Origin of the sequence: Methylobacterium sp. 2A (genome assembly GCF_009806555.1) — a bacterium.
GTDB lineage: Bacteria > Pseudomonadota > Alphaproteobacteria > Rhizobiales > Beijerinckiaceae > Methylobacterium.
This window is the reverse complement of sequence record NZ_VUOK01000003.1, coordinates 459548-472916: the sequence shown is the minus strand read 5'-3', so window position 1 is coordinate 472916 and position 13369 is coordinate 459548. Positions and strand designations below refer to the sequence as shown.

The 13369-nt window shown below is 69.6% G+C and carries 10 protein-coding genes; 4 read left to right on the top strand and 6 right to left on the bottom strand.

The genetic code is table 11. The features are described 5' to 3' along the window. The first annotated feature begins 45 nt into the window (after window positions 1–45). Window positions 46–552 (top strand): GrpB family protein, encoded by a 507-nt coding sequence (locus FVE89_RS02355; RefSeq protein WP_160532504.1) that lies wholly within the window; start codon window positions 46–48, stop codon window positions 550–552. A 251-nt stretch (window positions 553–803) separates the two neighbouring features. Here FVE89_RS02355 and polA read toward each other — a convergent pair whose 3' ends face one another. From polA to FVE89_RS02325, 6 genes are all read right to left on the bottom strand, one after another. Continuing rightward, window positions 804–3962 carry a DNA polymerase I gene (gene polA / locus FVE89_RS02350; RefSeq protein WP_160532503.1) on the bottom strand — a complete coding sequence of 1053 codons (3159 nt, stop codon included), beginning with the start codon at window positions 3960–3962 and terminating at the stop codon, window positions 804–806. 22 nt (window positions 3963–3984) lie between these two features. Further along, a complete protein-coding gene (locus FVE89_RS02345; RefSeq protein ID WP_160532502.1) occupies window positions 3985–4344 on the bottom strand; it encodes a HepT-like ribonuclease domain-containing protein in 360 nt (119 codons plus the stop codon). Continuing rightward, window positions 4325–4621, bottom strand: a complete 297-nt coding sequence (locus FVE89_RS02340) for a nucleotidyltransferase domain-containing protein (RefSeq protein ID WP_160532501.1) — start codon at window positions 4619–4621, stop codon at window positions 4325–4327. The genes FVE89_RS02345 and FVE89_RS02340 overlap by 20 nt, the downstream gene beginning before the upstream one ends. A 59-nt stretch (window positions 4622–4680) precedes the next feature. Next, window positions 4681–6093: a UdgX family uracil-DNA binding protein gene (locus FVE89_RS02335; RefSeq protein WP_342390080.1), complete on the bottom strand. Its 1413-nt coding sequence runs from the start codon at window positions 6091–6093 to the stop codon at window positions 4681–4683. Between the two features lie 215 nt (window positions 6094–6308). Beyond that, window positions 6309–7520, bottom strand: coding sequence for a putative DNA modification/repair radical SAM protein (locus tag FVE89_RS02330; RefSeq protein WP_160532500.1), 1212 nt, complete (start codon window positions 7518–7520; stop codon window positions 6309–6311). A gap of 76 nt (window positions 7521–7596) precedes the next feature. Beyond that, window positions 7597–8118 carry a RecX family transcriptional regulator gene (locus FVE89_RS02325; RefSeq protein ID WP_160532686.1) on the bottom strand — a complete coding sequence of 174 codons (522 nt, stop codon included), beginning with the start codon at window positions 8116–8118 and terminating at the stop codon, window positions 7597–7599. A 224-nt stretch (window positions 8119–8342) separates the two neighbouring features. Here FVE89_RS02325 and FVE89_RS02320 point away from each other — a divergent pair, with 224 nt between their 5' ends. The 3 genes from FVE89_RS02320 (at window position 8343) to grpE (ending at window position 13354) form a co-directional block, all read left to right on the top strand. Continuing rightward, window positions 8343–9764 carry a TAXI family TRAP transporter solute-binding subunit gene (locus FVE89_RS02320; RefSeq protein ID WP_160532499.1) on the top strand — a complete coding sequence of 474 codons (1422 nt, stop codon included), beginning with the start codon at window positions 8343–8345 and terminating at the stop codon, window positions 9762–9764. Between the two features lie 84 nt (window positions 9765–9848). Next, the gene (locus FVE89_RS02315; protein ID WP_160532498.1) at window positions 9849–12641 is read left to right on the top strand and encodes a [protein-PII] uridylyltransferase; all 2793 of its coding nucleotides are present in this window, start codon (window positions 9849–9851) and stop codon (window positions 12639–12641) included. Window positions 12642–12727: 86 nt separating this feature from the next. Further along, entirely contained in the window at window positions 12728–13354 is a 627-nt protein-coding gene (gene grpE / locus FVE89_RS02310) for a nucleotide exchange factor GrpE (protein WP_246730448.1), read from the top strand. Window positions 13355–13369: the final 15 nt, after the last annotated feature.

Below are 13369 nucleotides of genomic sequence, written 5' to 3'. Positions count from 1 at the left end.
GAACGCTTGAACAGGGTCGATTGTGAGAGGCTGTAGGCGGACGGCATGACGAACGAAGGATTGTTTCGCCTCGCCGACAGCGACGCGGCTCGCGCGGCGGCCGAACGCCTGTTCCGGGCGGTGCGCGACGAGTTGCGCCCTCAGCTGCCCGCCTCGGCGGAGATCCGGCATGTCGGAGCGACCGCCATACCGGGTTGCCTGACCAAGGGTGATCTCGACGTGGTGGTACGCGTCGCGCGCGCCGACTTTGCCGACGCCGATGAACGGCTCGCACGGCTTTTCGCCCGAAACGAAGGATCGACCCGAACCGACGCGTTTTCGGCCTTCGCGGATGCGACCCGGGCGCCGCATCTCGGCGTTCAACTGACCGTCCAAGGGGGCGCCCTCGACTTGTTCCGCCTCTTCGCCGACGCATTGCGGTCCGACCCGGCACTTGTGGAGCGCTACAACGCTCTCAAGCTGGCACACCAGAACAAGCCGATGGCACCCTACCGGGCCGCCAAGGATGCGTTCATTGCCAGTGTGCTGAATACGCGTTTGCCAGGCCCATGAGGTGGCGCATGGCCCTGATTTGCTTTGCTCCGCTCGTTGCGATCGAGATGTTCAACGCCAATCCAGCCCCCACCTCATCCTGAGGTGCCGGAGCGCAGCGCAGGCCTCGAAGGAGCCCTCCAGCCAGCCGCGCGATCCCTGGAGCCCTCCTTCGAGGCGGCTTCGCCGCACCTCAGGATGAGGGGATGGATTGGACAGCATGGATATTGCGACCTTCCGACATAAGCCGGCCAAGCGCCACAGCCGCGCTCTCAATGCGCCTCCTGCCAATTCCCCGCGGCCTTAGCTTCCACCACCAGCGGCACCCGTAAGGTCAGAGCCGGCGCCGGCGCCTGCTCCATCACCCCGGCGATCACCGGGATCGCCGCCTCCACCTCCTCCTCGGAGACCTCGAACACCAGCTCGTCGTGCACCTGCAGCAGCATCTGCGCCTTGAGCTTTTGCGCCGCCAGCGCCCCCTCCATCCGGGTCATGGCCCGACGGATGATGTCGGCGGCCGAGCCCTGGATCGGCGCGTTGATCGCCTGCCGCTCGACGCTGGCGCGCTCGGACGGGTTGTTGGAGCGGATCTGCGGATAGTGGCAGACCCGGCCGAACAGGGTCGTGACGTAGCCCTTGTCGCGGCAGCTCCGCTTGGTGGTGTCGATGTAGTCGCGGATGCCCGGGAACTGCTCGAAATACTGCTTGATGAAGGCCGAGGCCTCCTCGCGGCCGATCCCCAGCCGGTCGGCCAGCCCGAAGGCCGAGATGCCGTAGATGATGCCGAAATTGATGGTCTTGGCCCGGCGCCGCAGGTCGGGCGTCATCTCCTTGAGCGGCACGCCGAACATCGCCGAGGCCGTCGCCGCGTGGATGTCGATCCCGTCCGCGAACGCCTTTCGCAGTTCCGGGATGTCGGCCATGTGGGCCAGCAGCCGCAACTCGATCTGCGAATAGTCGGCCGAGATCAGCCGGTTGCCGGGCGCGGCCACGAAGGCGCGGCGGATGCGCCGGCCCTCCTCGGTGCGGATCGGGATGTTTTGCAGGTTCGGCTCGGACGAGGACAGCCGCCCCGTTGTGGTCGCCGCCAGCGAGAACGAGGTGTGGACCCGCGCCGTCTCGCGATCCGCATGGGTCTGGAGCGAGTCCGTGTAGGTGGATTTCAGCTTCGAGAGCTGGCGGTATTCCAAAATTTTCTTGGGGAGTTCGTGCCCCGCCTGGGCCAGTTCTTCCAACAGCGTGGCGGGCGTCGCCCATTGGCCGGAGGGCGTCTTCTTGGCGCCCGGCAGCCCCATTTTCCCGAACAGGATGTCGCCGATCTGCTTGGGCGAGCCGACCGAAAATTTTTCCCCCGCATCCTCCTGGATCTCCTCCTCCAGGCGCACCAGGATCTGCGAGAAATCGCCTGAGAGCCGGCTCAGCATGTCGCGGTCGACCCGGATGCCGCGCTGCTCCATCCGGGCGATCACCGGCAGCAGGGGCCGCTCCAGGGTCTCGTAGACCGCAACGCGGTGCTCGGCCACGAGGCGCGGCTTCATCATCCGCCACAGGCGCAAGGTCACGTCCGCGTCCTCGGCCGCGTAGGTGGTGGCCTTGTCGATGGCGACCCGGTCGAACGTCACCTTGTTTCGGCCGGTGCCGGCGACATCGGAAAACGTGATCGGCTGGTGGCCGAGATGGCGCCGGGCGAGTTCGTCCATGCCGTGGCCGCCCTTGCCGGCGTCGAGCACGTAGGAGATCAGCATCGTGTCGTCGAAGGGCGCGATCTCGATGCCGTAGCGGGCGAGCACGACCCAATCGTATTTCAGGTTCTGGCCGACCTTGAGGACGCCCGGGTTCTCCAGGAGCGGCTTCAGCCGGGCAATGGCCTCCTTGAGCGGGATCTGACCCGGCACCGGCTCGACCACGTCGGAGGGCGCGGCGCCCTCGCCGAACAGGTCGGTGGCGTCGGCCTGGACCTTGGCGGCCTGGACGTGAGCGAGCGGAATGTAGCAGGCGCGGCCGGTGGCGACCGCCAGCGAGACGCCGACCAATCCGGCCTTGTGGGCATCCAGCGCGTCGGTCTCGGTATCGACCGCGATCACCCCGGCTTCTTCGGCCTCGGCAATCCAGGCGTCGAGCTGCTCCAGGGTCGCGACGGTCTCGTAGGCGGCGGTGTCGAAGGGCGCTACGGCTTCCGCGGCCCGGGCCGCCACCACGTTGCCGGGCGTCGCCTCGACGGGCGCCCGGGGTTTGGCGGGGGCGTCCGGCAGGTCGAGGTCGGCGAAGGGATCGACCTCGCCCCCCTCAGGGGGAGCGGCGCCCGGCGGGCGCTCGGCCCCGGCCGCCGCGGTTTCGGGGTCGGGCGGCACGGAATCGCCGAAGAACGGCACCGCGTCGCTGCCGCCCGCGCCGTTCGCGTAGCCATGCGGTCGGGCGCCCGGCAGGAGCCGCGGATCGGGTTTCACCGCCTCGGGGTCGACATGCAGCATCTGAGCGATGCGGCGGGTGAGCGTGTTGAACTCCATCGCCTTCAGGAAGCCGACGAGCTTGTCCGGATCGGGCTTGGGCACGCCGAGATCGTCGAGGGGCACCGGAACCGGCACGTCCTCCATCAGCGCCACGAGCTTCCGCGAGAGCCGCGCCTGATCGATGCTGGCGAGCAGGGTCTCCCGGCGCTTGGGCTGCTTGATCTCGCCCGCCCGCTCCAGCAGCGTCTCCAGGCTGCCGAATTCCTTGATCAGCGCGGCCGCGGTCTTCAGGCCGATGCCGGGGACGCCGGGCACGTTGTCGGAGGTGTCGCCGATCAGCGCCAGGGCGTCGCCGATCTGGTTCGGCTGAAGCCCCTCCCACTTGGCGATGATCGCCTCGACGTCGAGATTGCGCTCCGGCCGGTAGCCGGGCTTGCCCTTGGCGCCGGATTCGAAATCGTAGAACCGCACCTGCGGCCCGACGAGCTGCATCAGGTCCTTGTCGGAGGAGACGATGATGACGCCCGCGCCCCGCGCCTCGGCCTGGCGGGTATAGGTGGCGATCAGGTCGTCGGCCTCGTAGCGCTCCAACTCTACCGCGTGCAGGCCGAAGGCGCGCACGGCGTCGCGCATCAGCGGCATCTGGCGCTTGAGGTCGTCCGGCGCGTCGGGGCGGTGACCCTTGTAGTCGGGGAACATCTCCTTGCGGAACGAGCCCTCGGACTTGTCGAAGACGATGCCGAGATGGGTCGGCATCGTGCCGGCGGCGCCGTCCTGCAGGAACTGCGCGATCTTGGTGCAGAACAGCCGCACGGCGCCGGTGGGCAGCCCGTCGGAGGGGCGGGAATTGTACTTCTGGTCCTGGTTGATCGACTGGAAATAGGCCCGGAAGATGAAGGACGAGCCGTCGACCAGGATCACCTGATCGCCGGGGCCGACGGGTTTGGTCTCGGGGCTCGCGTCAGGCTTCGCGTCGGTCATGGGCTCAGGCGGCTCGGGGCGATCAGGGGTCGGGCGCGCGGGCGAGTTCGGCGCGGCAGGCCGCGACGAGAACGGGCAACTCGTGGTGGACGGTGAGCCAGACGATGTCCAGCGTCACCCGGTGATAGCTATGGCGATAGACGTTGCCCGCATCCGCGATCTGTCGCCACGGCACGTCCGGATACCTGGCCTTCGTCTCGGCGCTCAATCGGCGGCTCGCCTCCGAGACGATCTCCAGGCAGCGCACGACCGCGAAGTGCGTGCGCTCGTCCGCCCCGAAAGTCTCGAGCGTGAAACCGGCCACGAAGCGCGCGGCACGCTCGGCGTTGGCGATGATGTCGGCGCAGGCCGTCCGCTCGCGCTCAGAAGGCGAAAATGGCATCGCGCTCTGCGTGCTTTCGGACCCTATCCTTCAGGGCCGCTCGGTCCGCCACGTCGACCCGGATCGGAAATAGGTCGTCGATGAAGTGGCACAGCCCGACATAGCCGAAAAGACCGCCGACGACGGGCGCATCGATTTCGATCATCACGTCGAGGTCGCTGTCGGCCTGCGCCTCCCCACGGGCGACCGAGCCGAACAGGGCCGCATGCAGCACGCCGCGGCGGCGCAGCTCCGCCTCGTTGGCGCGCAGGATGTCGAGGGCGGCAAACTTGTCCATAACCGTGGGACCGGAGGAATCGGCGCCCATCAGCATAACAGAACCGCGGGATTGGAGGATCACGCCGCGAGTTCGCGCCCGAGCACCTCCACCCGGCGCAAATCATCGACGAAGGCCGCGTAGGCCTCCTCCTTCGCCTCGTCGGGCAGGCGCAGCAGGTAGGAGGGGTGGACCGTGATGAAGCCCTGGAATCGGTTGTCGTGCCGGTCGAACCGGAACGGGCCGCGCGCCCGGGTGATCGGCACGGCCTTGCCGGTCAGGGCCAGCACGGCGGTCGCGCCGAGCGCCACCACGAGCTTGGGGGCAACGAATTCCAATTCCCGATCGAGCCACCAGCGGTAATGGCTGACCTCACCGGCGGTCGGCTTCTGGTGGATGCGGCGCTTGCCGCGCTCCTCGAACTTGAAGTGCTTGACCGCATTCGTGAGATAGCTCGCCCCCCGGTCGATCCCGGCCTCCGCCATGGCGCGGGAGAGGATCTGGCCCGCGGGTCCGACGAAGGGCCGGCCCTGCCGGTCCTCCTGATCGCCCGGCTGCTCGCCGACGAAGGCGATCGTGGCGCCGACCGGCCCCTCGCCGAGCACCGCCTGGGTGGCGCCCGGCACCAGCGGTTCGGTCCGGCGGATGATCGCGTTGAGTTCGTCGAGGCTCTTGGGGTCCTGATCGGCCATCGCGGCGACGGCGCGGGCGGGTTCGCGGCGTGTGGGCAAGGTCGGCTCCCTCTCGATCATCGCTTCGGTGCGCCCGGCCGCCGCCCGGACCAGAGCGGGGATCGCGGCGGTCTCCGGCATGTTGTGCCAGTATTTCTTGGGCATCTCGGCCCGCATGGCTTTGAGGTTGGTGCGGGCCGGGTTGAACGTGCTTTCGTAATAGGTCTGCCAACCGGCCTCGAAGCCGTCGCCCTCGGGGAGTTTTCCGCGGTCGCCCGGAGGGCCGAAGGTCAGGGTCTCGGTGTCCCAATGCGCCGAGCCGTCGGGCGTCAGGATCGACCAGCGCATGCCGCGGAAACGGCTGACGAAGAACGGCGCGGCCGCCTCCAGGATGTGGTGATCGGGCTCGAACCACGCGACGTAGTACTCGCCGCCGCTATCCTCCGCCCGGCGGAAGCGCAGGAAGGCGTGCATCTTGTGAAGGTCGCGCCCGATCGCCTTCGCCATCCGGTGCAGGCGGTGGACCAGCGGATCGCTGCCGACCTCCATCAGGTGCCGCTCCCCGTGGCAGACCCGCCAGATCAGGGCGTAGAGCAGGCCGTAGCGCTCCGGATCGCGGTGGGGGATCACCTGCGGGATCAGGGCGGCGACGGGCTTGAGCAGGGCGAGCGGGGCGGCGGGCGCCTGCTCCGCGTCGGCGCCGAACAGGCCGGGGGAATCCGTCACCGACCACGTCACGGCCTCGGGCGGCACGCCCTGCGCAATGAGGCTTCGGACGGCGTTGCGGAAGCCGTCGAGGTCGGCGCCGGGGCGCAAGGCGATGGCGCGCGGCCGACAGGGATCCCCGCCCCCCTCTGCGGGGGAGGGTGGCCCGCGAAGCGGGCCGGGAGAGAGGAGCACGGCTTCCGGAATGAGCGGAGCCGGTTTGAAGGCCAAAACCTCATTCTGCACCGTCGCTCCCCGCTCCCGACCCTCGCTCACGCGAGGACCACCCTCCCCCGCAGAGGGCGGAGGGAGAGTTGTGGTTCCGCGCTTCATCAGAACAGGCTCAGCTGCGTCGCCGGCTCGACCAGCCGCGTGCGCAGATCGAGCCGATCGGTCAGCCCCACCGGCCGATGGTCGGCCGCGACGAGGAACGGCCGTGCCCGCTTCAGCCCCGAGGTCAGCCGCGCCACATCGTCCAGGCGCAGGGTCGCGTGGCGGCGCGCCGTGACGATCTTGTCCACCGCGCGGGCGCCGAGGCCCGGCACCCGCAGCAGCCATTCCCGGTCGGCCTTGTTCACGTCCACCGGGAATTTCTCGCGGTGCTTGAGCGCCCAGGCGAGCTTCGGGTCGATGTCGAGGGCGAGCATCCCGCCCTCCGAGGCGTCGGCGACCTCGTCGGGGGTGAATTCGTAGTACCGCAGCAGCCAGTCGGCCTGATACAGCCGGTGTTCCCGCTGCAACGGCGGCGGCTTCGGCGGCAGGATCGCGGAGCCGTCCGGGATCGGGCTGAAGGCCGAGTAGTAGACCCGCTTCAGCCCGACGCTGCCGTAGAGCAGCGCGCTCTTGCGGATCAGCGCCTCGTCGGTGGTGGCATCCGCCCCCACGATCACCTGCGTCGAGTGACCGGCCGGCGAAAAGCGCCGCTTCTCGGCCTTGGCCTGCACGATGCGCTCGCCGATCTGCGCCATCGCCCCCTGGATCGCGGCCCCGTCCTTCTCGGGCGCCAGCCGCTCCAGGCTGGCCTCGGTGGGAAGCTCGACGTTGATCGAGAGCCGGTCGGCGTAGAGCCCGGCCTCCTCGATCAGCCAGGGGCTCGCCTCCGGGATCGACTTCAGGTGGATGTAGCCCGCGAAGCCATGGTCGCGCCGGAGCGATTTCGCTACCCGGGTCAGCAGCTCCATCGTGTGGTCGGGCGACTTGATGATGCCGGAGGACAGGAACAGGCCCTCGATGTAGTTACGCTTGTAGAAATTGAGCGTGAGGTTGACGACCTCCTCGACCGAGAACTTCGCCCGCCGCACGTTCGAGGAGCGCCGGTTGACGCAATAGGCGCAGTCGAACAGGCACCAATTGGTCAGCAGGATCTTCAGAAGCGAGACGCAGCGCCCGTCCGGCGTGTAGGCGTGGCAGATCCCCGCCCCGGTGGTGGAGCCCAGCCCGTCCTTGCCGGCGGCGCGCTTCGGCGCGGCCGAGGAGGCGCAGGAGGCATCGTACTTCGCGGCATCGGCCAGGATGCGCAGCTTCTTGGCGAGGGTCTCGTCCATCGAACAGACAATGAACAACGCGGCCGAAGGTGCAAGGCCGACCCGCTGTTAACCCCGAGCCGCGATGCCGCACCCGTCAACCGGCCTCCTCCGCCTCGGCATCCACCACCCGGCGGGCGAGATCATAGGAAAAGCCGGCCCGGGCCAGGGCGGCGAGGTCCCGGTCGCGGTGCGCTTCCCGCAGGTCCGGCCGGCGAAACGGCCCGAGCCGCCGCCGCCTAGCGTAGGCCCGGGCGGCCTGATCGTCGATCGCTTCCCCGTCCGGCACGGCGTCGCGCTCGGCCTGCATGGCGGCCTCGACCACGTCGCGCGGCACCCCCTTGGCGGCGAGCTTGGCCGAGACGCCCCGGCTCGACGTGCCGCGGCGGCGCAGCGTGGCGACGCGGGTCTCGGTGAAGCGCGCATCGTCCACGAGGCCGGCCGAGACCGCCCGCGCCACGGTGGCGGCGATCATCTCGGCGAAGGCCGCCGGATCCTCGCCGCGCAACCGCGCCCGCTTCTCCACGCGCCGCGCCAAGGTCCGGCGCAGCATCTCGGTGGAGGCGCTGTAGCGCTCCAGGTAGTGCAAAGCCGCCCGTTCGAGCCAGGTAGGGCTGATCGGCTTCGGGGGCGGGGCCACGATCTCACGGCCGTCCGGCCCGGATCCTGCAACGAATGGTCGTTTCACCGGTTCTTCACGATCTCGACAGGTTTGCGTTCCATGATTTGGGTATGGAACGCGCGCAACGCGACAGGCTCGGCCATGGCCCGAACCACCGTCCCTCGCCCGACCAACCGCGATCCCCGTGGCGGCGGCGCTTTCATGCCGTGGCGGCCGCTCTGATGCGCCGCGAATGGCTCCTGGTCCTGGTGGCCGTGGGGCTGGCCGCGGTCGCGGCCGCGATCGTCTATCTGTCGCGCCCGAACACGCTCACGGTGGCGGTCGGCCCCAATGACGGGCCCGAGGCCGCCTTGATCGAAGCCTATGCCGGCGCCCTCGACCGGGCTCGCGAAGACGTGCGCCTCAAGGTCGTGCGCTACGGCGACGTCCGCGACAGCGCCCTGGCGCTCCAGCGGAACAAGGCGGATCTCGCCGTGGTCCGGCCGGACGTGTTCCTGCCCGAGAACGGCCTGACGCTCGCGATCCTGCACGACGAGGCCCTGGTCATCGCGGCGCCCGAGGCGTCCGATCTCGACGATATTCCCGCTTTGGCGCGCAAGCGCCTCGGCATCGTCGTGCGGCACAGCGCCGACCTGCCCTTCCTGACGAACCTGCTCTCCTTCTACGATCTCGTACCGGAGAACCGGCCCGCTGCGGCCACCGAAGACGCTCAGTCGGCCGAGGAGGCGGAGGCCGGTCACGTCGTCGTCGTGCCGCTGAAGGTCGGCGAGGTGACGGCCGCGCTCAACGACAAGCGGGTCGATGCGGTCGCCGTCATCGCGAGTCCCGCCTCGAAGACGGCCGCCGCGATGGTCCGCGCCGTCGAGCTGGGTTCGCCGGAGCACAAGATCGGTTTCGTCTCGATCCCGGACGGGGATGCGATCCTGCAGCGCTTCCCCGAGCTGCAATCGGTGACCATCCCGGCCGGGACGTTTGGCGGGCGCCCGAAGCGCCCGGACGAGGACATCAAGACCGTCGGCGCCTCCTATCGCCTGATGGCCCGTGGCACGGTCAGCCGGGTCGCGGTGGCCTCGGCGACGCAGCACCTGTTCGAGTGGCGCTCGCGGCTCGCCTCGACGGCCCCCGTCGCCAAGCTGATGAAGGCGCCCGACTTCGACACGACGGTGGCGGCGACCTCGGCGCGCCTGCCGAACCATCCCGGCGCGGTCGATTATTTCGAGCGCGAGCAGCAGACCTTCCTCGATCGCTACGAGGACTACATCTACCTCTTCGCCTTCTTCGGCGGCACGATCGGCTCGGGCTTCGCGTGGCTCGGGCAGCGGCTCGCCCGCAAGCGCCGGGAGCGCATCGACTTCGTCCTCGATCGCCTGCTCGCCATCATGGGCGAGGTGCGGGCGGCGACGCAGAGCGACGCGCTCGACGCCCTCGCGGTCGAGACCGACGGGCTGGTGGCCGACGTGGTCTGCTACGCCCGGGAGCGCAGCATCGATGCCCGCACGGTCAGCGCCCTGATCCTGGCGGTCGACGGGGTTCACGCGGCCATCGCCGACGCGCGGCGGCAGACCGATCAGGTAGAGACGCGCCGGACCACCCGCAGCCGGACGGCGCGGCTCCTGGCCCTCGACCTGCCGGCGGCGGAGTAGTGGCCCGCGCAACATGCGAGGACCGCACCACGCGCCGCCGCGCCGCATGGCTGGCGGCGTAGGGATATCATGCTAACGGGAGCCATGTTCGATCCCGTCGCCGCCCTCGACACGGTCCTGGAGGACCTCGACCGGGAGGCCCGCGAGCCCACCAAGCTCCGGGCCGCCCTGGTGCCGCAGCTACGCCGGGTGATCGAGGAAGGCCACCGGGCCGCCGAAGCCCAGCTCCTCGAAGACCGCAACGGCCTGCGCTGCGCCCAGACGCTCTCGAATCTCACGGACGCCGTGGTCCGGGCGATCCACGACGCCGTGGTCTGGCGGCTCTACCCGAACGACAACCCCTCCACCGGCGAGCAGCTCGCCGTGGTCGCCACCGGCGGCTACGGACGGGGCACGATGGCGCCGGGCTCGGACATCGATCTGCTGTTCCTGCTGCCCTACAAGCAGACCGCGTGGTCGGAGAGCGTCGTCGAGGCGATGCTCTACGTCCTCTGGGACCTGAAGCTGAAGGTCGGCCACGCCACCCGCTCCGTGGAGGAATGCCTGCGCGAGGCGCGGGCCGACATGACGATCCGCACCGCCCTGCTGGAGGCGCGGTTCCTGTTCGGCTCGCGGGTCCTGTTCGAGGAGCTGGTGACGCGCTTCGACGCGGAGCTGGTGGTCGGCTCGGCCGCCGAGTTCGTGGAGGCGAAGCTGCGCGAGCGCGACCTGCGCGTCTCGAAGGCCGGCTCGTCGCGCTACCTCGTGGAGCCCAACGTCAAGGACGGCAAAGGCGGCCTGCGCGACCTCAACACGCTGTTCTGGATCGCCAAGTACACCTACCGGGTGCGCGATCAGATCGAACTCATCAGCGCCGGCCTGTTCACCCCGGAGGAATACGCGCTGTTCGAGCGCTGCGAGGAGTTCCTGTGGCGGGTGCGCTGCCACATGCACTTCGTGACGAAGCGCGCGGAGGAGCGCCTGTCCTTCGGCCTGCAGCCGCGGATCGCCGAGCGATTCGGCTACGAGGCCCGCGGCGGCCTCTCGGGCGTCGAGCGGTTCATGAAGGCCTATTTCCGCATCGCGAAGGATGTCGGCGACCTCACCGCCATCGTCTGTGCCGAGCTGGAGGCGCGCCACGCCAAGCGCACGCCGGTGCTCGACCGCTGGATCGGCCGGTTCCGCGACCGGTTCCGCGCCACCGCCATGGAGGCGGAGGATTTCTGGATCGACCACGGTCGGGTCAACCTCCGCGCCGAGGACGCTTTCGAGCGTGACCCCGTCAACCTGATCCGCCTGTTCTGGCTCGCCGACCGGCACAACCTCGCGATCCATCCGGACGCCAAGCGGCTGGCCAACCGCTCGCTGCGGCTCATCAACCCGTCGCTGCGCGGGGACCCCGAGGCGAACCGCCTGTTCCTCGACCTCCTGACCTCGCGCAACGCCCCCGAGGAAGCCCTGCGCGAGATGAACGAGGCGGGGGTGCTCGGCCGGTTCATCCCGGATTTCGGCCGCATCGTCGCGATGATGCAGTTCAACATGTACCACCACTTCACGGTGGACGAGCACCTGCTCCGCACGGTCGGCGTGCTGGCCGACATCGAATCGGGACGCTCCCAGGAGGCCTACCCGCTGGTCTCGCGCCTGGTTCACACGATCCACAACCGCACGGCGCTCTACGTGGCGATCCTGCTCCACGACATCGCCAAGGGCCGCCCGGAGGACCACTCGATCGCGGGCGCCGCGATCGCGGAAAAACTCTGCCCCCGCTTCGGCCTGAACCAGGCCGAGACCGAGACGGTCCGCTGGCTCGTGGAACATCACCTGCTGATGTCGATGACCGCCCAGAGCCGCGACCTGTCGGACGCCAAGACGATCGAGCGTTTCGCCGCGAACGTGCAGAGCCTGGAACGCCTGAAGCTCCTGACCATCCTGACGGTGGCCGACATCACCGCGGTCGGCCCCGGCGTCTGGACGGCCTGGAAGGGCACCCTGATCCGCACCCTGTACGACGAGACCGAGGTCTACCTCTCGGGCGGCCATTCCGAGATCGCCCGCACCGACCGGGTGCGCCTCGTCCAGATGGGGCTGCGCGAGCGGCTGCAGGGCTGGTCGTCGGAGGAGTTCGACGCCTACGCGGCCCGGCACGGCCAGGCCTACTGGCTCAAGGTCGACGGCCCGCGCCAGCTCAAGAACGCGCTGTTCCTGCGCGAGGCGCTGGGCGACGGCCGCACCAGCGCCACCGACGTCGCCCTCGATCCCGTGCGGGGGGTGACCGAGATCACGATCTACTCGCCCGATCACCCGCGCCTGCTCGCCATCATCACCGGCGCCTGCGCGGCGGCCGGCAGCAACATCGTCGACGCACAGATCTTCACCACGACGGACGGATTCGCCCTCGACACGATCGTCATCTCGCGCGCCTTCGAGCGGGACGAGGACGAGCTGCGCCGGACGAAGCGCATCACGGCCTCGATCGAGCGGGCGCTGAAGGGCGAGATCCGCATCGCCGACCTCGTGGCCGACAAGCACCCGCCGACGACCACGCGCGCCAAGACCTTCCCGGTGCCGCCGGACGTGATCATCGACAACGCCCTGTCGAGCCGGGAGACCGTCGTGGAGATCACCGGCCTCGACCGGCCGGGTCTCCTCTACGAACTGACCACGGCGTTCGGCCGGCTGTCGCTCAACATCACCTCGGCGCATGTGGCGACCTTCGGCGAGCGGGCGGTCGACGTCTTCTACGTCACCGACCTCACCGGCACGCGGGTGACCCAGCCCGACCGGCAGGCCGCGATCCGCAGGGCCGTGATGGATGTGTTCGCGGGCGACGTCGCCGCCCTCAAGGCCGAGGGCCTGGAGGCGCTGGTCGCCGCGCCGCCGCCCCGCGAGGCTTGAGCAACGGGTTGATTTCGCTGGCGCCGGGCCAGATATCAGCGCCGGTTCCGCGTGCCTGAACCCCTCCCCCGGACGACTGAAACACGATGACGAGCAACGACATGCCCCAGGATGACCAGCGCCAGACCACGGTCGAGGCCGGTGCCGGTGCGGCCCAGGACCCCGCCTCCGCGGGCCAGGGCGCCGAGGCGTCCGTCGATCCCATCGCGGAGACGCTGGCCCTGCTCACCGCCGAGCGCGACGAGCTGAAGGACCGGATGCTGCGCACGCTCGCCGAGATGGAGAACCTGCGCCGCCGCACCGAGCGCGAGGTCGCCGACGCGCGCGCCTACGCGGTCACGAACTTCGCCCGCGACGTGCTCAACGTGGCCGACAACATCCGCCGCGCCCTCGAGAGCGTGCCGGCCGACGCGAAGGCCTCGGCCGAGGGATCGCTGAAGGGCCTGATCGACGGGATCGAGCTCACCGAGCGCGACCTCGCCAAGACCTTGGAGCGCCACGGTGTGAAGATCGTCGAGCCGCAGGGCCAGAAATTCGATCCGAACCGGCATCAGGCCATGTTCGAGGTGCCGAACCCGGAGGTGCCCGCCGGCACGGTCGTGCAGGTGGTCCAGTCGGGCTACGTCATCGGCGACCGGGTGCTGCGCCCGGCGCTCGTGGGCGTGGCGAAGGGCGGCCCGAAGGCGGCCGCCAACCCGGCCGACGCCGCCTGAACGGGCCGGCGGCGC

Coding starts and splice junctions, on each gene's coding strand:
- FVE89_RS02355 (WP_160532504.1), top strand. CDS start 46: ATGACGAACGAAGGATTGTTTCGCCTCGCCGACAGCGACGCGGCTCGC.
- polA (WP_160532503.1), bottom strand. CDS start 3,962: ATGACCGACGCGAAGCCTGACGCGAGCCCCGAGACCAAACCCGTCGGC.
- FVE89_RS02345 (WP_160532502.1), bottom strand. CDS start 4,344: ATGCCATTTTCGCCTTCTGAGCGCGAGCGGACGGCCTGCGCCGACATC.
- FVE89_RS02340 (WP_160532501.1), bottom strand. CDS start 4,621: ATGGACAAGTTTGCCGCCCTCGACATCCTGCGCGCCAACGAGGCGGAG.
- FVE89_RS02330 (WP_160532500.1), bottom strand. CDS start 7,520: ATGGACGAGACCCTCGCCAAGAAGCTGCGCATCCTGGCCGATGCCGCG.
- FVE89_RS02320 (WP_160532499.1), top strand. CDS start 8,343: ATGCGCCGCGAATGGCTCCTGGTCCTGGTGGCCGTGGGGCTGGCCGCG.
- FVE89_RS02315 (WP_160532498.1), top strand. CDS start 9,849: ATGTTCGATCCCGTCGCCGCCCTCGACACGGTCCTGGAGGACCTCGAC.
- grpE (WP_246730448.1), top strand. CDS start 12,728: ATGACGAGCAACGACATGCCCCAGGATGACCAGCGCCAGACCACGGTC.